Genomic DNA, 21,824 nt, shown 5'->3' with positions numbered 1-21,824 from the left:
GGACTTTTGGGCCAGCAAAAGAAAGTAACCCGGCCGCGTCAGCGGACGGAAGCTCTAGATGTTGCTTTACGGCTCTGCGGTGTGAAACATCCCAACGGCAAGCAACGCGGTCGCGGCTTGTAACAGAAGGAAATCCCTGTGGGACGCCGCTCCTACCCTGCGATAGTCCAAGGCTTCAGCCGAAGGCGACGACGATGCGGTCGCTGCGCGTTCCTGGGTCGCGGCTCACGCCGCTCCTACAGGGGCTATGTCGCCGCGACCGAGGGTGCGCTCCGCCGAGCGAACTCAGTACGCGAATTCCTTGAACACCGGATCCACATTCCCACCCCACGCCCCATGGAACAACTCGAGCTTGCGCTCGGCCGGGCTCTTGCCCATCGCGACGAATTCCATCAGCGGTTCCAGGTAGATCGACTCGTCGGCACCATTAGCGTTCAAACGCGCGCGACGCTTCAGCCCGTGCGCGGAAATCTCCAGCGCGCGGCGCGACAGTTCGAGTACGTTGCTGTCGCGGAACGGCAATTGGAAACCATGCCGCGGCACGCCGTCGCGCAAGGCATGACGCTCTGCCGGGGTGAAATCGAGCACGAGGTCCCAGGCCGCATCGAGCGCTTCGGCGTCGTACAGCAGGCCGACCCAGAACGCCGACAAGGCGCAGATGCGGTTCCACGGGCCGGAGTCGGCGCCGCGCATCTCCAGGTACTTCTTCAAACGCACTTCCGGGAACGCGGTCGTGGTGTGGTCGGCCCAATCCTTCAGGGTCGGGCGCTGGTTCGGATAGGCCGGCAGCTTGGCGTCGAGGTAATCGCGGAACGACTGGCCGCTGGCGTCGATGTACTCGCCATCGCGGTAGACGAAGTACATCGGCACGTCGAGCAGGTAGTCGACATAACGCTCGTAACCGAAACCATCCTCGAACACGAAGTCGAGCAGGCCGGTGCGGTCGCGGTCGGTGTCGGTCCAGATGTGCGAACGATAGGACAGATAGCCGTTCGGTTTGCCCTCGGTGAACGGCGAGTCGGCGAACAGCGCGGTCGCGATCGGCTGCAAGGCCAGCGAGACGCGGAACTTGCGCACCATGTCGGCCTCGTCGCGCACGTCGAGGTTGACCTGCACGGTGCTGGTGCGGGTCATCATGTCCAGGCCGAGCGAGCCGACCTTGGGCATGTACTCGCGCATGATCTTGTAGCGGCCCTTCGGCATCCACGGCATCTCGTCGCGGCGCCATTTGGGCTGGAAGCCCATGCCGAGGAAGCCCAGGCCCATCGGTTCGGCCACCGTGCGCACTTCGCGCAGATGGGTCGCCGCTTCGACGCAGGTGTCGTGCAGGGTCGCCAGCGGCGCGCCCGACAGTTCCAGTTGGCCGGCCGGCTCCAGCGAGACGGAGGCCTCGTCGCGGGTCAGGGCGATCACCCGGCCCTTTTCTTCGACCGGCGTCCAGCCGAACTGGACCAGCCCCTTCAGCAAGGCCTCGATGCCCCGCTCGCCGTCGAAGGTCGGCGGGCGCAGGTCGTCGGTGCGGAAACCGAATTTCTCGTGCTCGGTGCCGATCTTCCAGTCCGAGTCCGGGCGCGCGCCCGAGGCCAGGTACTCGACGAGCATGGCGCGACCGCCGCCCTTGATATCGGGAATCTCAATATCTTTGACTTGGCTGGGACCGGACACATCCACCTCGCTGGTAAAACCTGCTGCAAGGCGGGATGCCCTGCTCGCGCATCTGGCGCGGAGGGCCGCCGGCCGTCGCGAAACGGTCCAGCGGCCACGGCCGGCGCCTCGCTGTACGAAGGCCGGCCGCTTGCAACATCGTCTGAATCACGGTCTGGATATGCGGGACGTCGCCTACAATCGCAAGACCCCGGCAGTGTAGACCCAGCCTTGCACCGAACAACGCCCGCCTTGCAACGCTATGGTGCAGCCGTGTCGCTGGCCGATCTGCTAGGAATGCCCCTGTCGGGGGTGCGCGTGGTTGGGTCCCTTCTGTCGAGGGCGCTGCTGTGGGGAGCGCTGTGGGCACCGGCGGCGCTGGCGCAGGCGGCGCCATCGCAACTGGAACGCGGCAACGGCCCCGAACCGAGCACGCTCGACGCCCACCGTTGCCAGGAAGTCGCCTGCGGCAACGTCCTGCGCGATCTGTACGAAGGCCTGGTGACCGAGGACGCGCGCGGCCGCCTGGTGCCGGGCATGGCTGAGCACTGGTCGGTGTCGGCCGATGGCCGCAGCTGGACCTTCGTCCTGCGCGACAACTTGCGCTGGAGCAACGGCGAGCCGATCGACGCCGGCCAGGTCGTCGCCAGTTTCCGCCGCGCGTTCGCGCCGGCCACCGCGGCGCCGTTCGGCGAATTGTTCGATGCGCTCGACAATGCCCAAGCCGTGCAGGCCGGCAAACTGCCGCCGGAACGGCTTGGGGTGTCGGCGCCGGACCCGCGCAGCGTTCGCTTCCGGCTCAACCGCAGCGCCTCGTTGCCGGCCTTGCTGACCCTGCCGATCGCGTTTCCGGTGTACCTGCCGGCCGTGGAGCAGCATGGCGCCCAGCACACCCGGCCCGGGCAACTGGTGTCCAACGGCGCCTACCGGCTCGCGGCGTGGACGCCGCAGGCGAATCTGCTGCTGGAGAAGAACCCGCGCTTCCACGACGCCGCGGCGGTCGCGATCGAACGCGTGCGCTTCCAGGTCACCGAGGACGCCGCCGCCGAGCTGCAACGCTTCGCCGCCGGCGACCTGCACATCACCGAGGTGGTGCCGCCGCAGCCGCTGGCCTCGCTGCGCGCGCGCTTCGGCTCGCAACTGCGCCTGTCGCCTTACCTCGGCGCGTTTTGGCTCGGGCTCAACGTCACCCGGCCGCCGTTCCGCAGCGACGCCTGCGCCACCCAGCACTGCGACGACCGCGCTCTGGCCCTGCGCCGCGCGCTGTCGATGGCGATCGATCGCGACAAGCTCACCCGCTACGTCACCGGCCTGGGCGAAACCCCGGCCTACGGCATCGTGCCGCCCGGCATCGCCGGCTACACGCCTGCGACCACGACTTGGGCGACGCGGCCGCAAGCGCAGCGCGAAGCGCATGCGCGCGCGCTGTACCGCCACGCCGGTTATTCCAGCGACAAGCCGCTGGTGATCGAGCTGCGCTACAACACGTCGACGCCGCACCGCCGCCTCGCCCTGGCGGTCGCGGCGATGTGGCGGCAAACCCTCGGCGTGCAGGTGCGCCTGCGCAACGAGGAATGGAAAGTGTTCGTGCAGAACCGCAAGCAACGCACCATCACCCAGGTGTTCCGCGGCGGCTGGATCGGCGACCTCGCCGACGCGCGCAACTTCCTGGCCGCGTTCGGCAGCGACGGCCCCTTGAACTGGATGGGCTACGACAGCGCGGCCTATCGCGAGCGCCTGGCCAAGGCCGATGCGGCGAAGTCGGAAACCGCGCGCAACGCCTGGCTGCGCGCCGCCGAGCAGCGCCTGCTCAACGACGACGCGGCGATTCCGTTGTATTTCTACAGCTCCAAGCACCTGGTGTCGCGACGCGTGGGCGGCTTCGAGTCGAACGCGCTGGACCGGCACGCGAGCCGCTGGCTGAGCCTGACGCCATGACCCCACGCTCTCCCTCCGCCCAAGCCGAAGCACGCAGACGGCACCGCGAAACCCACCGCTCCGAACGCGTCGGCTGGCTGCGCGCGGCGGTGCTCGGCGCCAACGACGGCATCGTTTCGGTCGCCGGACTGGTGGTCGGCGTGGCCGCCAGCGGTGCGTCGCCGGCGGCGATCCTCGCCAGCGGCATCGCCGGCACCGTCGCCGGGGCGATGTCGATGGCCGCCGGCGAGTACGTATCGGTGCGTTCGCAAGCCGACACCGAACGCGCCGACATCGCGGTGGAGCGGCGCGAACTGCGAGAAGACCCGGACAGCGAGCTGGCCGAACTCGCCCATATCTACGTCCAGCGCGGGCTGACCCCGGAGTTGGCGCAGGAAGTCGCGCGCCAGCTGACCGCGCACGACGCGCTCGGCAGCCACGCCCGCGACGAGCTCGGCATCACCGAGACCTTGCGCGCCCGCCCGGTGCAAGCCGCACTCGCGTCGGCCCTGGCCTTCGTCGTCGGTGCCGCCTTGCCGATCGCCGCGGTGCTGGCGGCGCCCGCGGGTCGCCTGGAAGCGGTCGCGATCCCGACCACCCTGGTGGCGCTGTCGATCTCCGGCGGGCTCGCGGCCTGGGCCGGCGGCGCACCGATCCTGCGCGGCGCCGCGCGCGTGGCGTTCTGGGGGGCGTTGGCGATGGCCGCGGCGTCCCTGGTCGGCCGATTGTTCGACGTGACCGTCTGATGGGCGCCGATAACCGCAGCGGTCATCCTGTCATCGCCCGACTCGGCTCGCGCGTGTTGGAAGCGGTCATCACCCTGTGGCTGCTGGCGACGCTGTGCTTCGTGCTTTTGCGCGCCGCCCCGGGCGGGCCGTTCGACGCGGAGAAAGTCGCGCCGCCGGAAGTGCAGGCCGCGCTCGATGCGCAGTACCGGCTCGACCAGTCGCTGCCGATGCAATACCTGGCCTGGCTGGGCGACGCGGCGCGCGGCGACCTCGGGCCGTCGTTCCAATACCCGGACTACACCGTCAATCAATTGATCGCCAACGCCTTGCCGGTGTCGGCGCTCAACGGCGGCCTGGCCCTGCTGCTGGCATTGCTGCTCGGGGTGAGCTTGGGCGTGTGGGCGGCGCTGCGTGCCGGCGGCTGGACCGACCGCGCCCTGATGTTGCTGGCCGGGCTCGGCCTGGCGATCCCGAAGTTCGTGGTCGCGCCGCTGCTGGTGCTGCTGTTCGCCGTGACCCTGCATTGGCTGCCGGCCGGCGGCTGGGGCGAATGGGACAACGTGGTGCTGCCGGTGATCGCCCTGGCCCTGCCCAACATCGCCTACTGCGCGCGCCTGACCCGCGCTTCGATGCTCGACGTGCTGTCGGCCGACTACCTGCGCGCGGCACGCGCGCGCGGCCTGTCGGAAACGCGTCTGCTGTTCGCGCATGCGCTGAAACCGGCGCTGCTGCCGGTGGTGGCCTGGTTGTCGCCGGCGCTGATCAACGTCGTCACCGGCTCGGCCGTGGTCGAACAGGTGTTCGGCATTCCCGGCATGGGCCGCTACTTCGTCCAGGGCGCGCTCAACCGCGACTACACCCTGGTCCTGGGCGTGGTGTTGGTGATCGGCGCGCTGATCGTGGCGATCAATACCGCCGTCGACGCCTTGCGCGGGTGGATGGATCCGCGGCTGGAGGATTAGGGGCAGGAATCGGGAATCAAGAGCTTAGCTGCCGGCTAGAAGCGAGCGCTCAGTCCCGAGCCCCGGCTTCACAGCTACACTCAGCGCCATGCGCAAGAAGTCCAAGGCGACCTCGGTCGACATCGCCCACCTCGCCGGCGTTTCGCAGGCCACGGTGTCGCGCGTGCTCAGCGGCAGCCCGCTGGTCAACGCCGACACCCGCAAGCGCGTGGAAGCGGTGGTGCGCGAGCTCAACTACAAGGTCGACCGCCACGCCTCCAGCCTGCGCCGGCAGCGCTCGGGCACCCTGGCGATGCTGTTGTTCGAGGACCCGACCCCGGACGAGTCGCACATCAACCCGTTCTTCCTGTCCATGCTCGGTTCGATCACCCGCGCCTGCGCGCGCCACGGCCAGGACCTGCTGATTTCGTTCCAGCAACTGTCCGACGACTGGGCCGCCGACTACGAAGACAGCATGAAGGCCGACGGCCTGATCCTGCTCGGCTACGGCGACTACCTCGCCTACCAGGGCAAGCTGCAGAAACTGGTCGAACAGGGCACGCGCTTCGTGCGCTGGGGCGCGGTGCTGCCCGATCAACCGGGCTTGTCGATCGGTTGCGAGAACGTCGGCGGCGGCCATCAGGCCGGCGCCCATCTGGTCGGCCTGGGCCGGCGCCGGGTCGCGTTTCTCGGCGACGCCTCCAGTCATTACCCGGAATTCCTCGACCGCTTCCTCGGTTGCGAGCGCGCCCTCAACGAAGCCGGCCTGCCCCTCGACCGCGCCTTGCAGGTCGACGCCGAAAGCTCCGAAGACGCCGGCCACGACGCCGCGCGCGAACTGCTTGCGCGCGGCCTGCCCTTCGATGCCGTGTTCGCCGCCAGCGACCTGATCGCCCTCGGCGCCATGCGCGCCCTGACCGAACACGGCCTGCGCGTGCCCGAAGACGTCTCGGTGATCGGCTTCGACGACATCCCCATGGCCCGCGTCGCCCACCCGCCCCTGACCACGATCTTCCAGGACACCAAACAGGCCGGCGAACTGCTGGTCGACACCCTGATGAAGCTGGTCCGCGACGAAGAAGCGCACAGCATCCGCCTGCCCACGACGCTGGTGGTACGCAAATCCTGCGGCGCGGAGTAAGCCCAGCTCGCACGCAGAGCTGCGAGCAAAAAGCAAATCCCCCTAGCCCCCTCTACAAAGGGGGGAATCCTTCGGGCGGGGATGCTGGGCAGGAAGGCGCGACCGAGATCGACACCGGCATTGGCTCTCCGCCGGCGTTGCCGTTGCCGTTGCCGTTGCCGTTGCCGTTGCCGTTGCCGTTGCCGTAAAGAAATCCAGACGGACTTTTGTTGCTTTAGACAAAAGAAAGTAACCCGCCGCTTTAGTGGCGGAAGCTTTTAGCGTTTGATCCCGATCTTGCTTGAACGAGACGCCGCAAACCCGTTACAGCGCGGTCGCGGCTTGCGCCGCTCCTACCCTGCGCCAGCACATCGCTTCGATGTGCGATGTCGGCATCTTTAGTTATCCGCGTCCCGTGGTCGCGGCTCACGCCGCTCCTACAGGGAAAGACGACACGCCATAGATCGCGGCTCAACGCCGCCGCGCATGCGCCATCGCCTCATCCAAGGCCGCCGCCAAATCCGCCCGCCGCACCGGCGCATCGAGCAGATACACCTCAACCCCATGCCCCGGCACGATCGCCTCGATCACGCCGTCCTCGCCGACCTCGACCGTGCCGCCGCCGAGCGCCGCGCGCCAACGCCCGGCCTGCAGGTAATCGCTAATCCAGAACGTGTTCGGCCCTTCGCTCTTGTTGAGCAACACCAGAGCGATCTGCGCCTGCCCAGCGTGTTGGTAGACACGATAAAACGCGGCGCGCTCTCCCCGCAGCAGCAGATTCAACTGCAGGCCGCGTTGCAAGGCCGGCGAGGCCTCGCGAACCTTGGCGATGCGCTTGAGCGCGGCATGGATGGGATGCGCCTTGGCGGCGTCGATGCGTTCCTGACCGAAATAATTGCGGTTGCCGGCATGCTCGGCGCGAGCGCGCTCGAAGCCTATCTCGGAACCGTAATAGATCACCGGGATGCCGCGCGCGGTGAACAACCAGTTGTTCGCGTCGATGAAGCCCTCGTCGCTCGCGCTCAGGCGCGGCATGTCGTGGTTGTCGTAGAAAGTCATCAGCTCGTACGGGTTCGCGTACGGGCCGTCGCGCAGGTACAGGCGCGGGGATAAGCGCTCGTAGCCCGCCTCCTTGACCCCGAACACCTCGGCCAAGCCTTCCTTGAGCGGAAAATCGAGCACGCTGATGCCGCCGTTCTCGGCCCAGGTGAAGGGCGCGATATTCTCTGCCTTGTAGTCGAAGGCTTCGCCGAACATGAAGAAGCCCGGACGCTTGGCGCGGATGCGTTCGGCGAACGCTTTCCAGAACGCATGCGGCATGTGCCGGATGGTATCGATGCGGAAGGCGTCCGCGCCCTGGTCGATCCATTGCGAGTAAGCGCCGACGAAGTAGTCGAGCACCTGCGGATTGGTGTCGTCGAGGTTCGATAACTGCACCAGGTCCTTCTGCGCATGAAAGAACCGATGCAGCGGATTGCGCGCCGGGTCGAGTTGCTCCGGCGCCAGGTTCTGGTGATCGGCGACCAGCACGCCGTCGCGGTAAATCTCGCCATACTTGGGCTGGTCGGCCGGCATGGTGAACGAAGGCGAGCCGTGGTTGGCGACGATGTCGAGCACGGTCTTGAGGCCGTGCCGCTTCAGCCCTTGGGTGAGGCCGGCGAAATCGAGCCCGGGGCTCGGCAGATGTTCGTCGAGACGATAGAAATCCACGCCCCAATAACCGTGATAGCCGGTCTTGCCACGATCCTGGAAGGCGCCGCCCCAGGTCACCGCGTCGCCGCCGGTGAAGGCCTGGTCCGGGTTGTCGACGATCGGAGTCAGCCAGACCGCGCCGAAGCCCATGTCGCGGATGTAGCCGGCGTTGTCGAGCAGGCCTTTGAAGTCGCCGCCGAGGTAACCGATGTTGTCGCTCTCGCCGACCGGCATACCGGGCACCGGACGATCGAAGCTGCGCGTGCGCGGGTCCGGCCCGCCCTGTTCGCGCTGGTCGTTGGACGGGTCGCCGTCGACGAAACGATCGGTGACGACGAAGTACACCGCATCGCTGGCCATCGGTTCGAGCGTGCCGTAGTACTCGCGTGCCGGCGCGGTGTCGCGTGCGCCGTGCGCACAACCGGCGAGGACGAGACTGAGCGCAGCGAGCGTCAAGACCCTCATGCCGCCGCTCCGGTGCCGGGTTCGCGCACCCACAGCACGCACAGGCCGGAGACGAACAGGCTGACGCCGCCGATCGCCAGGGCCCAGACCGGTTCGCCGTGGAAGAAGGTCTTCAGCAAAAAACCGAGCAGGCTGGCCGCGACCAATTGCGGGATGACGATGAAGAAATTGAAGATGCCCATGTACACGCCCATCTTGGTCGCCGGCACGCTGTCGGACAGCAGAGCGTAGGGCAGCGACAGGATCGAGGCCCAGGCGAAGCCGACCCCGAGCATCGACAGCAGCAGCCATTGCGGATCGCGGATCAGGGCGATCGAGATCAGGCCCAGCCCACCGAGGCTGACGTTGCACAGATGGCTCCAGCGCAGGCCCCAGCGCCGCACCATCCACGGGATCACCACCGCCGCGAGCGCGGCAAAACCGTTGTAGGCGGCGAACAGCACGCCGACCCAGTTGGCGCCTTCGTTGTAGGCCGCCGAGGTGGTGTCGTTGCTGAGGAAATGCAGCTGGGTCACCGCCGGCGTGGTGTAGATCCACATCGCGAACAGGGCGAACCAGGAGAAGAACTGCACCACCGCCAGGCGCACCATGGTCGAAGGCATCGAGTGCAAATCGTCCATGACCGTGGCGAAGCCGCCGCCGGCACCGATCATGCCGCGCACCATCAACGCCAGGCCGAACGCGCCGATCAGGCCGGCCAGTACGTACAACTGGCGATCGAGCCCGCACATCGAGATGGTCGTGGCGACCAGACCGCCGACCGTCAGCCAGGAGGCGCCGAACAGCGCGCAGCGCACGCGGTCGCGGTTCGGCCGCGGCGGTTCGGGCAAAGCGTCGTCGAAGGACTGCAGAGCGTCCGGCGGATACTCGCGGGTGCGCAGTACGGTCCAGCCGACCGACAGCAGCAGCACGGCGCCGCCGAAATAGAAGGCGTAACGCACCGTGTCCGGCACCTCGCCGGGCCCGGCGGTATTGCCCACACCCAGGTGCGCGAGCGCGAACGGCAACACGCTGGCGACCACCGAGCCCACGCCGATGAAGAAGCTCTGCATCGCATAGCCGCTCGGCCGTTGCGAGGTCGGCAACTGGTCGCCGACGAAGGCGCGGAACGGCTCCATCGAAATGTTGATGGAGGCGTCGAGCACCCACAGCAGGCCGGCGGCGATCCACAGGGTCGGCGAGTTGGGCATCGCCAACAGCGCGAGGGTGGCGAGCACCGCACCGATCAGGAAATACGGGCGTCTGCGGCCGAGGCCGGTCCAGGTGCGGTCGGACAGATAGCCGACGATGGGTTGCACGATCAGCCCGGTCAGCGGCGCGGCGATCCACAACATCGGAATGTCGTCGATCGGCGCGCCCAGGCTCTGGAAGATCCGGCTGACGTTGGCGTTCTGCAGGGCGAAGCCGAACTGGATGCCGAGAAAGCCGAAGCACATGTTCCAGATCTGCCAGAACGACAGCTGCGGCTTGCGGGACGTGGCGCTGCGCTCGGTGCGTTCGGTCATGGGCTCGATACTGGCATGAAGCGCCGCGCGGTGAGGCGACGCGGTGGCGGGAGAAGCAAATCCCCCTCGATCCCCCTTTGTCAAAGGGGGAAGACGAGCGGAGCGGCGCTGTTCGGGCAACGGAGCGCTATGCAAACGACAACGCTCCACCCGAAACCACGTTCCCTTCCCCCCTTTGACAAAGGGGGGTTAGGGGGGATTTGCTCTCGCCCTTGGGATTTTGCTTCCGCTTCCGGTCTCAGAACTGCGACGAGAACCGGATCCCGTACATCCGCGGGGTGTTGAGGTAGCGGATGTTGGTCGCGTTGTTGACGAAGCCCTTGCCCGAATACACCTCGTCGGTGAGATTCGAGACGAAACCGTCGATGCGGAACTGGCTGTCTTCGCCGAAATTCAGGCCGGCCGAGACGTTGACGGTGGTGAAGCCGCCGACGTCGTCGCGCATCGCCATGCCATTGGCCGGGCCACCGCCCGCGGCGGGGTTGGAGCCGTTGTTGAACGGCATGTCGGCCAGCGGGATCTCGATGACGTTGCCGGCCGCGTCCAACCCGAAGCCGCGGCTGTTGAACGCGGTCAGGTAGTAGTCGGAGCGGTAGGTCAGGTTGATCGTCCAGTCGAACGAGTTCAGCGCGCCGCGGCCGATGTCGATGGTCTGCGACAGGCTGAGGTTGGCGTTGTACTTGGAGGTGTTCGGCAGGCGGTTGCCATCGAGCGGCACGATCAGGCCCAGGCCGCCGGAACGCGTGTCGAGCACCTTGGAGTCGTCGAAGGTCGCGTCGAGGTAGGTGAAGTTGTAGCCCAGGTTGAAGCCGTGCGGCAGGCCGACCCGGCCTTCGAGCTCGAGACCGAGCACGCTGGCGTTGGCGGCGTTGTCGTTGAAGACCTGGCGACTGGTCGCGTTCGGGTTGGTCGGCGTCGGCGCCGGCACGTCGATCAGGTTCTGCAGCACCTTGTTCTGGTAGTCGTAGTAGAACACCGAGGCGTTGAGGCGCACCGGGGTCTCGCCCCACAGGTAATCGCCCTTGATGCCGGCTTCGTACGAGGTCAGTTCTTCAGGCTCGAAGGTCGGCGCCAGCGCGCTGCCGTCGTTGAGCAGCAGGGGACGGTTGATGCCGCCCGAACGCGTGCCGGTCGACACCGTGCCGTACAGCATCACCTGCGGGTTGAGGTCGTACTCGAAGCCCACGCGCCAGTCGACGTAGCTGTCCTCGTAGACGTCCACGCTCTTGCCGCCGGGGAAGTCGGAACGCACGATCACGTCGATCTGGTCGCGGTTGCGGGTCAGGAACTGAGACCAGTTGTCCTGCGCGCCGAAGTTCTGGATGCCGCCGAGGAAATAGTCGAGCGAATTCGCGCCCGGGCCGCAACGCAGCTCGGCTGGCGACCAACCGGTGCAGATACTCGGGTCGCCGCCGCCGCGGCGGCCGGGAGGCGCCAGTTGGAAGCCGGGCGAGCCCAGTACCAGACCAGTGGTGTATGGATTGGTCGCGGTGTTGATCGGTTGGCCGGTGAACTGCTGGAACAATTCCTCCGGAATCACGAACTGGTATTTGACGTTGGACTCGCGCGCGGTCTTCTTGTCGCGGGTGTAGCGCACGCCGCCGATCAGACGCAGCGAATCGGTCGCGGCGAAACTGAAATCGCCATAGACCGCGTTCGACTCGACCTTGGAGTCGTCGCCGCGGTTCTCGCCGCCCAGGCCGTCCTGCCAGCCGCAGACGGTGCCGGGACGCCACCAGTCGCAGTCGCCGAAGTAACCGTTGCCGACGTCCCACGAGGTGTAGTCGTACTTCTCTTCGTAATTGAACAGACCGGCCGACCAGATCAGCTTGCCGGTGTCGCCGAAGAAGCGCAGCTCGTTGATGGTCGAGCTGGACTTGTCGGACTGATAGAAGGTGTCGTACCAGGCCAGGCGTTCGGGGTTGTGATAGGCCTCGCGTTCGGACCCCGGATAGACCGGGCCGAGCTGCCATTCGCGCGAGGCGTTGCGGTTGTCGAACTCGTACTTGCGGTAGGAGGTGTTGAACTCCACCGACACCGCATCGTTGAAGGCATAGGTGAAGGTGCCGGCGACGCCTTCGATGTCGTTGCTGGTCTTGCCCTGGGTGCGGAAGTACTGGCGGAACGGGTCGGACAGGTCGTCGATGTCGTAGCCGGCGGCCAGGCCGCGTTCGGCGAACAGGCCCGGGTCGCCGGTGCCGCGCTCGCTGACCTTGTCGAGCATGACGTAGGCGGAGAACTTGTCGTTCGGCTCCCACAGCATCGACAGGCGCGCGGCCTGGTTGTCGAGCGCGCCCGGGCCTTCGGCCGGGAACAACGAGCTGGGATAACCGTTCTTGATGTAGGAAGAACGCTCCTCGTCGAACAGCGCCGCGCGCAGGGCGAAGGTGTCGCCGATCGGCAGGTTCAGCACGCCCTCGGCGGTGGTGAAGTCGTGGTTGCCGGCGCCGACCTTGAGGCCGCCGCTGGTCACGCCCAGTTCGGGGCGCTTGGAGATCACGTTGATCGAGCCGCCGGTCGCATTGCGGCCGCGCACCGTGCCCTGCGGGCCCTTGTTGACCTCGATGCGGTCGACGTCGAAGAACATCGGCCCGATCGAGCGCGGACGCGGCAGGTAGATGCCGTTGTAATAGGTGGCCACCGACGGGTCGGAGGAGAAGTCCGAGTCGGCCGCGCCGATGCCGCGCAGGAAGATCTCGTACTTGCCTTCCTGGCGGGTGATCTGCAGGCCCGGTACCACCGCCTGCAGGTTGCGGAAATCGGTGTTGATGCCGAGCTTGGTCAGATCCTCGCCGCTGAAGGACTGGATCGTGCCGGCGTATTTCTGGATCGACTGCACGCGGCGGTTGCCGGTGACCTGGACCGCGTCGAGTTCGTGCGCCGCGCTCGTCGGCGCCGCTTCGGCGCTGGCCGCGGCCGGTGCGTCCTGCGCGGTGGGCGCATCGGCCGCCCAGACCGTCCACGAGTTGCACAGGCCGAACGAGGCCAGTGCCACGGTCAACAGGTGGCGTTGTTGGTTCGATGAAGCCCGGTTCGTTCTCGACATGCTCCCCTCCAGTAGCTGTGTGCCGTCCGCGCGCGCACTGCGGCGTGCTGCGGTTGCCTAGGCGACGTACGCCATCGGTCTGAGGCGCATGTTAGGCAAGCGATCGCGCCCGCTGCGGTTTATGCATACGTATTCATGACCGGCAGTCGCATTCATGTCGCACTTCATCGGTCGTTTGGGCATGAATACGTATGCAGGCCGGCGAGCCGCGAACGCGCCCGGCGCTAAGCTGGCGCCCATCGCGGCAGTGCAGCACGAAGACCGCATACGCCATCAGGGGCGCCTCTTGTCAGCCGTCAATCTTCCGATCCCCGCCGCATCGCAGGAACACGCCTGGTGGCGCGGCGCGGTGATCTACCAGATTTACCCCAGAAGCTTCCGCGACCTCGACGGCGACGGCGTCGGCGACCTGCCCGGCATCATCGACAAGCTCGGCTATGTCGCCGACCTCGGCGTCGATGCGATCTGGGTCTCGCCGTTCTTCAAGTCGCCGATGATCGATTTCGGCTACGACATCGCCGACTACCGCGCGGTCGACCCCTTGTTCGGCAACCTCGACGACTTCGACCGCCTGCTCGCCAAGGCGCATGCGCTGGGCCTGCGGGTGATGATCGACCAGGTCCTCAGCCACACCTCCGACCAGCACGAGTGGTTCAAGCGCAGCCGCGAAAGCCGCGACAACGAGTTCGCCGACTGGTACGTATGGGCCGACGCCAGCCCCGACGGCACCGCGCCGAACAACTGGATGTCGCTTTTCGGCGGCGTCGCCTGGCACTGGGAACCGCGCCGCCAGCAGTATTACCTGCACAACTTCCTGGCCTCGCAGCCGGACTTGAACTTCCACAACCCGGCGGTGCGCGCGGCGGTGCTCGACAACGTGCGCTTCTGGCTCGACCGCGGCGTCGACGGCCTGCGCCTGGACGCGATCAACTTCTGTTTCCACGACGCGCAACTGCGCGACAACCCGCCGAAGGCGCGCGAGCTGCGGGTCGGGCGCGGTTTCAGCCCCGACAACCCCTACGCTTTCCAATACCACTATTACAACAACAACCAGCCCGAGAACCTCGACTTCCTGGCCGAGCTGCGCAACCTGCTCGACCGCTATCCAGGCGCGGTGTCGCTCGGCGAGATTTCCTCGGAAGACTCGCTGGCGACCATGGACGAATACACCCGCGACGGCCGCCTGCACATGGGCTACAGCTTCGAGCTGCTGACCGAGGACTACAGCGTCGCCCATATCCGCGGCACCGCGCAGGCGCTCGAAGAACGCATGCTCGAAGGCTGGCCGTGCTGGGCGATCTCCAACCACGACGTGCAGCGCGTGGTCTCGCGTTGGGGCCTCGGCGACAAGCCGGCGCACTTCGCCTCCATGCTCAGCGCGTTGATGTGCTCGCTGCGCGGTTCGGTCTGCGTCTACCAGGGCGAAGAACTGGGCCTGCCTGAAGCCGAGCTGCCGTTCGAGGCGCTGCGCGACCCCTTCAGCATCGCCTTCTGGCCGACCTTCAAGGGCCGCGACGGTTGCCGCACGCCGATGCCGTGGGACGGCACGCCGCAGGCCGGTTTCAGCACCGGCACGCCGTGGCTGCCGATCGCCGAGGGCCATCGCGGCCTCGACGTCGCCCGCCAGCAGCACGACCCGGATTCGTCCTTGAACCGCTTCCGCCGTTTCCTGTCGTGGCGCAAGACCCGGCCGGCCCTGCTCGACGGCGCGATCCGCTTTCTCGCCAGCGACGAGCCGGTGATCGCCTTCGTCCGCGGCAGCGGCGCCGACGCGGTGCTGATGGCCTTCAACCTCGGCGGCGGCGAGGCAGAATTGAATCTGTCCGAAGCCGGCACTTGGCACATCGACCACGGCCACGGCCTGCCCTCGGGCGAGCGGACCGGCGATCGCCTGCGCCTGCCGCCCTACGGCGTGTTCGCCGCGCGCGCCACCGGCTGAGCTCGCGGCACACTTCGGTCAGGCGGCATACTCCGGTCTCGCGGCAGGACGTCCGCGACCGGGGGGAACGCCGAATGCAGATCGTTTACCACGCCGCCCATTCGGCGGACGCGCAGCTCGTGCGCGGCTTGTTGGCGGAGGAAGGCATCCGCTCGTTCGTGTTCGGCGGCGCCCTCGAAGGCGGCGCCGGCCTGTTGCCGGTCGGCGGCGCGGTCCGGCTCGAAGTCGCCGACGACGACGCCGAGCGCGCACGCACCATCATCCAGGCGTGGCAGGATACGGCCGTACCGCTCGACGACCAGGACGATGCAGACGAAGTCGATCGCGACTACGGCGACGACGACACGCCGGCGCACGTGGAGGGCGGAAATCTCTATCGCCCCTTGAACCAACGCCTGCCCTCGCGCCACACCGGCGCCGGTCTCGGCGGCATCGTGTTCGCCCTGATCGCCGGCGCCCTCGGCGGCGCCATCGCCACCGGCATCGCCATGCAACCGCACGCCAGCCAGCAGCCGGTCGACTACAACGACGACGGCCGGCCCGACGAGACCCTGGTCTTCGAGGGCGAGCGCCTGCAACGCGTGGATGCCGACCGCAACAGCGACGGCGAGGTCGACCAACGCACCCACTACGACGAGCGCGGGCTGGCGACCGAGATCGAGGAAGACCAGGACTTCGACGGCGTGCGCGAGACCGCCAGCCGCTACGAGAACGGCCAACTCGCCGGCCGCAACGCCGACTACGACGGCGACGGCCAGGTCGACTGGCAGCAAGCCGCCAAGCGCGGCGTGTTGCAGAACGAACAATGGTTCGACAAACGCGGCAACTTGATCAAACACATCGACTACGTCGACAACCGCCCGGTCAGCGGCGAGTTCGACAGCGACGGCGACGGCGTGCGCGACACCGCGCGCGACTACGACCCGCGCGGCGAGATCAGCGCGAGCAGGCCGCTGCCGACGCCATAGCGGCAGCGCGCGTCATCGCCCGGGCCTCAGCCGCGCCCGGGCTGAGCCGCCCGCACTTCGCGGCGCAATTGCTCGCGCGTCACCGTCGGCACCGGCTGCAAACGCCGCTCCGGCGGCGGCAGAGCCAACGTGTCCAGGCGCTTCTTCGCCCCCTCGTTGCCGAGCGCGGCGGCCTTCCTGAGCACCACCTGGGCCTCGGCGATGCGGCCCTGCCCCACGTAGATCTCGCCGAGCCCGCTCAACGCGGTCGCGCGGGTCTTGGGATTGCTGGCCGGCGTGTCCTTGACCGCCTGGGTCAAGGTCTCCTGCGCGCTGTCGAGCTTGCCTTCCGACAGTTGCTTCCAGCCGCACAGAGTCGCATCGCCACCGGCGCAGGCGTCCTCGCCCCCGGCCTTGGCCGCGGCGATCTCGTCGGCCAGCTCCGGCGCTTGATTGGCGAGCGCGGCGCTGCCGACCGCGTTCTGCAGGTCGCGGTTGTTCTGCTGCAAGTCCTCGACCTTCTTGATGATCGAATCGACCGAGATGTTGATGCTGCTGTTGTTGTCGGCGACCTCGATGGCCGCGTTCGGCGGGAAAGCCTGGCCGCGGTAGATGATTTCCGGGTCGGGCAGGTCGATCGCCGAAAAGCGCGGCGAGAACGTCAGGTAGACGTTCGGCACCACGCGCTCGCCGCTGCGCCAGCTCTTGAGGGTGTCGAAGCCGATCATCGCCACCACCACCGCCGCGCCGATGCCCAGGTACCAGCGCACGTTCTTGTTCTGCTCGGCGTTGCGGGTCTTGAGCAGCGCATAGGCGCCGTAGGCGAAGAACAGCAGCGCCGTGCCATAGGCGCCCGCAGCCAGGATGGTCTGGGGGTCGGTGATCGTGTCCATCTCGTTCCTTGAGCCGAAGATCGCCCTCCGCGCAGGTCGCGCGGAAGCCCTTCTACCCAGGGAGTAACGCAGTCGGCGCGGGCGGAGCGGCCAGCGGCTTCTGAAACAGAATCGGCTGGCCGACGGCGCGGCCGGCTCAGGCGGCCGGCGGCGGGACCAGTTCGAGCCAGCGCGAGACCACCGCGCAGGCCTCTTCGACGCCTTGCTTGGACTCGCCGGAGAAGGTCTGCACGCTGACCGTGTCGCCGAAGGCCGAGCTCAGTTCCTTGCGCACCATCATCAGCTGCTGCTGTTGCTGGCCGCGACCGAACTTGTCGGCCTTGGTCAGCAACGCATGCGCCGGCAGGCCGCGTTCGACCGCGTAACCGAGCATCTGCCGGTCGTAGTCCTTGAGCGGGTGGCGGATGTCCATCACCACGACCAGCCCGCGCAGGGCCTCGCGGGTGCCGAAGTAGCGGTCCAGGAAGGCCTGCCAGTGGGCCTGCAGGTTCTGCGGGACCTTGGCGTAGCCGTAGCCGGGCAGGTCGACCAGGAAGCGGTCGGGCTCCGGGGCGGGCTCGGGGCCGCGGTACAGGGGGCTGACGTCGAAAAACACCAGCTGCTGGGTCCGGCCCGGGGTCTTGGACACCCGCGCCAGGGCGTTCTGCTGGCACATGGCGTTGAGGGCGCTGGACTTGCCGGCATTGGAGCGGCCGGCGAAGGCGACCTCGTAGCCGCCGTCGGGCGGGAGCTGCTTTACGTTGTGCGCCGACAGCAGGTAACGGGCACGGGCGAGGGGATTGTTCATGCCATTAGGATCGCACGCCCCACCCTTCGGCGTGCCGCAGACTGAATCCGCGTTGACCCGGTCGGGGCCGGCGAAGATAATTCCGAGGTTCCGGTGGCGGCAGCTTGCGCACAGTCCGGTCCCCAGTACGCCCCTTTCAGCCTGCCACCCAGCAAGCCAGTAGTTCGGAGCCCAGCTACATGAGCCAAGCCCGCGTTCTAGGCCTCGTCGGCCTCGCCGCTCTCGCGGCCGCCGCCGTTGCGTACGCCCAAGCCACGGTCACGCCGATTCCCGACAAGGAGCCGGTCCAGACCGCGCCGCTGAACGCCGCGGCGAAGGCCTCCTGGGGCGACGTCAAGGCCGGCGCGACCAAGGCCGGCACCTGCGCGGCCTGCCACGGCCTCGACGGCAACCCGACCGATCCGCAGTACCCGCGCCTGGCCGGCCAGAGCGAGCGCTACATCGCCCACCAGATCGCCCTGTTCAAGAGCGGCGAGCGCAATACCGGCATGGCCGCGGCGATGAAGCCCTTCGCCGACGCCCTCAGCGACCAGGACGCCCGCGACCTGGGCGCTTACTTCGCCACCCAGAAGTCCGGCGCCGGCGTCGCCGACGACACCCTGATCGCCTCGGGCGTCAACAAGGGCAAGAAGTTCTTCGAAGTCGGCGAGCAACTGTTCCGCAACGGCGACAAGGCTCGCGGCATCCCGGCCTGCATGGCTTGCCACGGCCCCAGCGGCGCCGGCAACCCCGGCCCGGCCTACCCGCACATCGCCGGCCAGCAGGCCGCCTACTCGCAGCGTCGCCTGGAGGAATACCGCGCCGGCACGACCACGCAGAAGGACCCGCACCTGTTCAACATCATGGCGACGGTCGCCAAGCAGCTCAGCGACGAGGAAATCGGTTCGCTGTCGAGCTACCTGCAGGGCCTGCACGAACGCGCCGACGACGTCGCCGCCGCCGATGCGCCGGCTCCCGCAGTGGCCGCACCGGCCGCCAGCGCACCGGCAGCACCCGCCCCGGCCGCTCCGGCCCCGGCAGCGACGCCCGCCGCGGCTCCAGCCGTTCCGGCGGCCGCACCGGCCCAGCCCACCCAGGGCTGAGCCTCGCGCCAACGCGATGCAGACGAACGCCGGCCTGGAGACAGGCCGGCGTTTTTCGTTGCGGCGCCTGATCAGCCGACCTGATCAGCGGGCCCGATCAGGCGGCATGGTCGGACGACCTGCCCAGGCAGGCCCGCGCATAAGGTGACCGCAGTCACCGCTTGTCGCGGTAGTGGAACTTCTGGCGCACACCGGGGTCGTACCGATACTCCTGTTGAAGACGCCGGCCGCTATCCTTGGTGCCGGCGTTTTTTATGCCCGGCCGGCCGTCGCCGGAGGGCGCAAGCTTTACGCCCGTTCATTCCGCCACCGACGAGACTTTCCGATGAATCCACGCCTGGCCTCCCTGTTCCTGCTCGCAGTGCTTCCGTTCGCCGCGTTCGCCGCGCCCAAGGCGGCCGCACCCGCGGGCCCGGCGCCGGAAGCCGGCGTCGATTACGTCGAGATCGAAGGCGGCAAGCCCTTCGCCGCGGTCAAGGGCAAGGTCGAAGTCGTCGAAGTGTTCGGCTACACCTGCCCGCACTGCGCGCATTTCGAGCCGCAGGTCGCCGCCTGGCGCGCCAGGCAGCCGGCCGACGTCAACTTCGTGCCGTTGGCCGCGCCGTTCGGCGGCTACTGGAACCCGTATGCGCAGGCCTTCTACACCGCGCAATCGATGAAGCTGCTCGGCAAGACCCACGAGGCCATGTTCAGCGCCCTGCACGAGCAACACCGCCTGCCGATCCAGAACGCCTCGACCGACGAAATCGCCGGTTTCTACGCCCAGCACGGCGCCGACCGTCAGGCCTTCGCGACGGCCATGGCCGGCCCGGCGACCGCCAAGGCGATGGAGCGCGCCAAGGCCTTCATCATGGCCGCCGGCGTCGACGGCACGCCGTCGCTGGTGGTCGCCGGCAAGTACCGCGTGACCACCCAGAAAGGCTTCGACGACATGCTGCGCGTCGCCGATCACCTGGTCGCGCGCGAACGCGCGGGCAAGCGCTGATCGCTACTACGGCGGGGGTGCTGGGGTCGCGACTCGCCACGGCGGCTCGCCCCTTCCGCATCCCGGCCGAACCCTGCACTCCCCCTTCCCTGCCGCGGCCGTTATCCTGAACGCCGCTCCTGTCGGCATCGCGACGAGCGCTTCAGCCCGGCGCCGATGCCCACACTTCCTTTGAACGTATTGCGGAGATTTCCCTGATGAATTCGCGTATGGCTTCGTTGTCCCGCTATCCGCTCGTGCTGAGCGCCCTGTTCGCGCTCGCCGCCTGCACCAAGACCGAAACCGCGGCCCCGGCCGACAACGCCGCCCCGGCGACCACCGACGCTGCGACCGCAGCCCCGGCCGACGGCGCACCGGCCGCCCCCGCAGCGCCGGAAGCGCCGGCGATCCAGCCCGCCGCCGTGGCCACGCCGCCGGCCGGCCCGGCCCCGGTGGTCGGCGCCGACTACGACGAAATCCCGGCCGGCCAGCCCTACGAGCCGGTTGCCGGCAAGATCGAAGTCGCCGAGATCTTCAGCTACACCTGCCCGCACTGCGCGCAGTTCGAACCGCAGGTGCTCGACTGGCGCGCCAAGCAGACCGCCGACGTCAAGTTCACCCCGATCGCCGGCCCGTTCGGCGCCAACCCGGTTCCGTTCGCGAAGGCCTTCTACACCGCGCAGACCCTCGGCCTGCTCGAGAAGTCGCACGAGGCGATGTTCCGCGCCGTCCACATCGACCAGTCGCTCTCCTACCAGAGCGTCACCGACGAACAGTTCGGCCAGTTCTACGCCAAGTTCGGCGCCAAGCCGCAGGACTTCATCGGCACCATGAACAGCTTCGCGATCAACGCCAAGCTCAAGCGCGCCGAACAGTTCATGCAGCGCTCGGGCGTCAGCTCCAGCCCCTCGCTGGTGGTCAACGGCAAGTACCTGGTCAAGGGCAAGAGCTTCGAGGACATGCTGCGCATCACCGACCACCTGGTCGCACGCGAGCGCGCCGCCACCCAGGGCGCGGCACCCGCTGCCGCCCCGGCCGAAGCACCGGCTGGCTCAACCGCACCGGCCGCAACGCCGGCACCGGCAGCCGCCGCCCCGGCTCCGGCGAGCAAGGGCTGATCGGGCTGCGCGCCCGACGCTCCCCCGCATGAATACACGCCGGCTGCGCCTGCTCAGCGCGAACATCCAGGCCGGCTCCAGCACGCGTCGCTACAGCGATTACGCGACGCGCAGCTGGTCGCACGTGCTGCCCGCCGGCAACAAGCGCGGCAGCCTCGACACCATCGCCCAGTTGGCCGGCGAACACGACATCGTCGGCCTCAACGAAAGCGACCCGGGCAGTCTGCGCTCAGGCTTCACCAACCAGACCCACTACCTCGCCCAACGCGCCGGCTTCGAGTACTGGAGCCACCAGCCCAACCGCCGCGTCGGCAGCGTCGCCTCCAGCGCGAACGGCCTGTTGAGCAAGCTGGAACCGCGCGAGGTCGTCGACCATCCCTTGCCCGGGCGCATCTCCGGCCGTGGCGTGCTGATCGCCCACTACGGGGACGACGACGACGGCCTGACCGTGGCCGTGGCGCATCTCTCGCTTGGCGCGACCTCGCGCGCTTCGCAACTTGCCTTCATCGCCGAACTGCTGCACGACCACCCGCACGCCGTGCTGATGGGCGACTTCAACTGCTCGGCCGATCGCCCCGAAATGCAGGCGCTGTTCCGCAACACCCGCCTGCAACCGCCATCGAGCGCCCTGCCGACCTTCCCGAGCTGGCGCCCGCAGCGCGCGATCGACCACATCCTGCTCGGCGACGGCCTCGGCTTCGCCGGCGCCCGCGCCGTGCCCGCCGCCCTGTCCGATCATCTGGCGCTGTCGCTGGAGCTCGACGTCCCGCATAGCGCGTTGCGCTCCGAGTAGCCTCGCTATTGCGCGAAGGCCGCGATGCCGCTCTTCTGTAGGAGCGGCGCGAGCCACGACCGCGGGACGCTCCGAGAAGTAGTGCCGATGCCGCCCATCGAAGCGGCGTGCCGTCGCAGGGGTAGGAGCGGCGCAAGCCGCGACCGCGCTGCGTCGGTCTCGTTGCGAATCGCTCAAGCAAGATCAGGATCAGGATCAAACGCCTAAAGCTTCCGCCACTAAAGCGGCGGGTTACTTTCTTTT

Annotated in this window: 15 protein-coding genes and 2 pseudogenes; 10 read left to right on the top strand and 7 right to left on the bottom strand. The window is 67.9% G+C overall.

Going from position 1 to position 21,824, the window contains the following annotated elements:
• Positions 1-285 precede the first annotated feature (285 nt).
• Positions 286-1,665, bottom strand: a complete 1,380-nt coding sequence (locus EX88_RS0121110; protein WP_031373964.1) for a glutamate--cysteine ligase — start codon at positions 1,663-1,665, stop codon at positions 286-288.
• A gap of 297 nt (positions 1,666-1,962) precedes the next feature.
• Here EX88_RS0121110 and EX88_RS0121105 point away from each other — a divergent pair, with 297 nt between their 5' ends.
• From EX88_RS0121105 to EX88_RS0121090, 4 genes are all read left to right on the top strand, one after another.
• Entirely contained in the window at positions 1,963-3,582 is a 1,620-nt protein-coding gene (locus tag EX88_RS0121105; RefSeq protein WP_161786158.1) for a peptide ABC transporter substrate-binding protein, read from the top strand.
• Positions 3,579-4,307: a VIT1/CCC1 transporter family protein gene (locus EX88_RS0121100; RefSeq protein ID WP_036149716.1), complete on the top strand. Its 729-nt coding sequence runs from the start codon at positions 3,579-3,581 to the stop codon at positions 4,305-4,307. The genes EX88_RS0121105 and EX88_RS0121100 overlap by 4 nt, the downstream gene beginning before the upstream one ends.
• On the top strand, positions 4,307-5,251 hold the full coding sequence (locus EX88_RS0121095; RefSeq protein ID WP_031373961.1) for an ABC transporter permease subunit: 945 nt from the start codon (positions 4,307-4,309) through the stop codon (positions 5,249-5,251). Before EX88_RS0121100 ends, EX88_RS0121095 begins: the two co-directional genes overlap by 1 nt.
• An 88-nt stretch (positions 5,252-5,339) precedes the next feature.
• Positions 5,340-6,371, top strand: coding sequence for a LacI family DNA-binding transcriptional regulator (locus EX88_RS0121090; protein WP_031373960.1), 1,032 nt, complete (start codon positions 5,340-5,342; stop codon positions 6,369-6,371).
• Positions 6,372-6,821: 450 nt separating this feature from the next.
• Here EX88_RS0121090 and EX88_RS0121085 read toward each other — a convergent pair whose 3' ends face one another.
• From EX88_RS0121085 to EX88_RS0121075, 4 genes and pseudogenes are all read right to left on the bottom strand, one after another.
• Positions 6,822-8,507, bottom strand: a complete 1,686-nt coding sequence (locus EX88_RS0121085) for an alpha-amylase family glycosyl hydrolase (RefSeq protein WP_031373959.1) — start codon at positions 8,505-8,507, stop codon at positions 6,822-6,824.
• Positions 8,504-9,121, bottom strand: a pseudogene (locus EX88_RS27530) (MFS transporter); the annotation flags it as partial. The pseudogene EX88_RS27530 and the gene EX88_RS0121085, both read right to left, overlap by 4 nt.
• Positions 9,098-9,943, bottom strand: a pseudogene (locus EX88_RS27525) (MFS transporter); the annotation flags it as partial. The pseudogenes EX88_RS27525 and EX88_RS27530, both read right to left, overlap by 24 nt.
• A 307-nt stretch (positions 9,944-10,250) precedes the next feature.
• Positions 10,251-13,058: a TonB-dependent receptor gene (locus tag EX88_RS0121075; protein ID WP_081931326.1), complete on the bottom strand. Its 2,808-nt coding sequence runs from the start codon at positions 13,056-13,058 to the stop codon at positions 10,251-10,253.
• Positions 13,059-13,344: 286 nt separating this feature from the next.
• On the opposite strand from EX88_RS0121075, the gene EX88_RS0121070 reads away from it, so the two are divergent.
• Together EX88_RS0121070 and EX88_RS26240 are read left to right on the top strand one after the other, a co-directional pair.
• Complete coding sequence (locus EX88_RS0121070; RefSeq protein ID WP_235186386.1) at positions 13,345-14,997, top strand: alpha-glucosidase; 1,653 nt, start codon at positions 13,345-13,347, stop codon at positions 14,995-14,997.
• 74 nt (positions 14,998-15,071) lie between these two features.
• Positions 15,072-15,965, top strand: a complete 894-nt coding sequence (locus EX88_RS26240; RefSeq protein ID WP_152566398.1) for a DUF2007 domain-containing protein — start codon at positions 15,072-15,074, stop codon at positions 15,963-15,965.
• A 26-nt stretch (positions 15,966-15,991) separates the two neighbouring features.
• Here the strand turns inward: EX88_RS26240 and EX88_RS0121060 are convergent, their stop codons facing one another.
• Complete coding sequence (locus EX88_RS0121060; RefSeq protein WP_031373954.1) at positions 15,992-16,837, bottom strand: tetratricopeptide repeat protein; 846 nt, start codon at positions 16,835-16,837, stop codon at positions 15,992-15,994.
• A 136-nt stretch (positions 16,838-16,973) separates the two neighbouring features.
• Positions 16,974-17,624 carry a ribosome biogenesis GTP-binding protein YihA/YsxC gene (gene yihA / locus EX88_RS0121055; protein ID WP_031373953.1) on the bottom strand — a complete coding sequence of 217 codons (651 nt, stop codon included), beginning with the start codon at positions 17,622-17,624 and terminating at the stop codon, positions 16,974-16,976.
• A 179-nt stretch (positions 17,625-17,803) separates the two neighbouring features.
• On the opposite strand from yihA, the gene EX88_RS0121050 reads away from it, so the two are divergent.
• The 4 genes from EX88_RS0121050 to EX88_RS0121035 all read left to right on the top strand — a co-directional run bounded on the left by EX88_RS0121050 (position 17,804) and on the right by EX88_RS0121035 (position 21,581).
• Positions 17,804-18,706 carry a c-type cytochrome gene (locus EX88_RS0121050; RefSeq protein WP_051885386.1) on the top strand — a complete coding sequence of 301 codons (903 nt, stop codon included), beginning with the start codon at positions 17,804-17,806 and terminating at the stop codon, positions 18,704-18,706.
• Positions 18,707-19,031: 325 nt separating this feature from the next.
• On the top strand, positions 19,032-19,691 hold the full coding sequence (locus EX88_RS0121045; protein ID WP_031373951.1) for a thiol:disulfide interchange protein DsbA/DsbL: 660 nt from the start codon (positions 19,032-19,034) through the stop codon (positions 19,689-19,691).
• 209 nt (positions 19,692-19,900) lie between these two features.
• Complete coding sequence (locus EX88_RS0121040) at positions 19,901-20,788, top strand: thiol:disulfide interchange protein DsbA/DsbL (protein ID WP_152566397.1); 888 nt, start codon at positions 19,901-19,903, stop codon at positions 20,786-20,788.
• Between the two features lie 28 nt (positions 20,789-20,816).
• Entirely contained in the window at positions 20,817-21,581 is a 765-nt protein-coding gene (locus EX88_RS0121035) for an endonuclease/exonuclease/phosphatase family protein (protein ID WP_036149715.1), read from the top strand.
• Positions 21,582-21,824: the final 243 nt, after the last annotated feature.

Origin of the sequence: Lysobacter antibioticus (assembly GCF_000731095.1) — a bacterium.
GTDB lineage: Bacteria > Pseudomonadota > Gammaproteobacteria > Xanthomonadales > Xanthomonadaceae > Lysobacter > Lysobacter antibioticus_B.
Note: the sequence above shows the minus strand (reverse complement) of the source record. Positions and strands in the feature narration are given on the sequence as shown.

Coding starts and splice junctions, on each gene's coding strand:
- EX88_RS0121100 (WP_036149716.1), top strand. CDS start 3,579: ATGACCCCACGCTCTCCCTCCGCCCAAGCCGAAGCACGCAGACGGCAC.
- EX88_RS0121095 (WP_031373961.1), top strand. CDS start 4,307: ATGGGCGCCGATAACCGCAGCGGTCATCCTGTCATCGCCCGACTCGGC.
- EX88_RS0121090 (WP_031373960.1), top strand. CDS start 5,340: ATGCGCAAGAAGTCCAAGGCGACCTCGGTCGACATCGCCCACCTCGCC.
- EX88_RS0121085 (WP_031373959.1), bottom strand. CDS start 8,507: ATGAGGGTCTTGACGCTCGCTGCGCTCAGTCTCGTCCTCGCCGGTTGT.
- EX88_RS0121075 (WP_081931326.1), bottom strand. CDS start 13,058: ATGTCGAGAACGAACCGGGCTTCATCGAACCAACAACGCCACCTGTTG.
- EX88_RS26240 (WP_152566398.1), top strand. CDS start 15,072: ATGCAGATCGTTTACCACGCCGCCCATTCGGCGGACGCGCAGCTCGTG.
- EX88_RS0121060 (WP_031373954.1), bottom strand. CDS start 16,837: ATGGACACGATCACCGACCCCCAGACCATCCTGGCTGCGGGCGCCTAT.
- yihA (WP_031373953.1), bottom strand. CDS start 17,624: ATGAACAATCCCCTCGCCCGTGCCCGTTACCTGCTGTCGGCGCACAAC.
- EX88_RS0121050 (WP_051885386.1), top strand. CDS start 17,804: ATGAGCCAAGCCCGCGTTCTAGGCCTCGTCGGCCTCGCCGCTCTCGCG.
- EX88_RS0121045 (WP_031373951.1), top strand. CDS start 19,032: ATGAATCCACGCCTGGCCTCCCTGTTCCTGCTCGCAGTGCTTCCGTTC.
- EX88_RS0121040 (WP_152566397.1), top strand. CDS start 19,901: ATGGCTTCGTTGTCCCGCTATCCGCTCGTGCTGAGCGCCCTGTTCGCG.
- EX88_RS0121035 (WP_036149715.1), top strand. CDS start 20,817: ATGAATACACGCCGGCTGCGCCTGCTCAGCGCGAACATCCAGGCCGGC.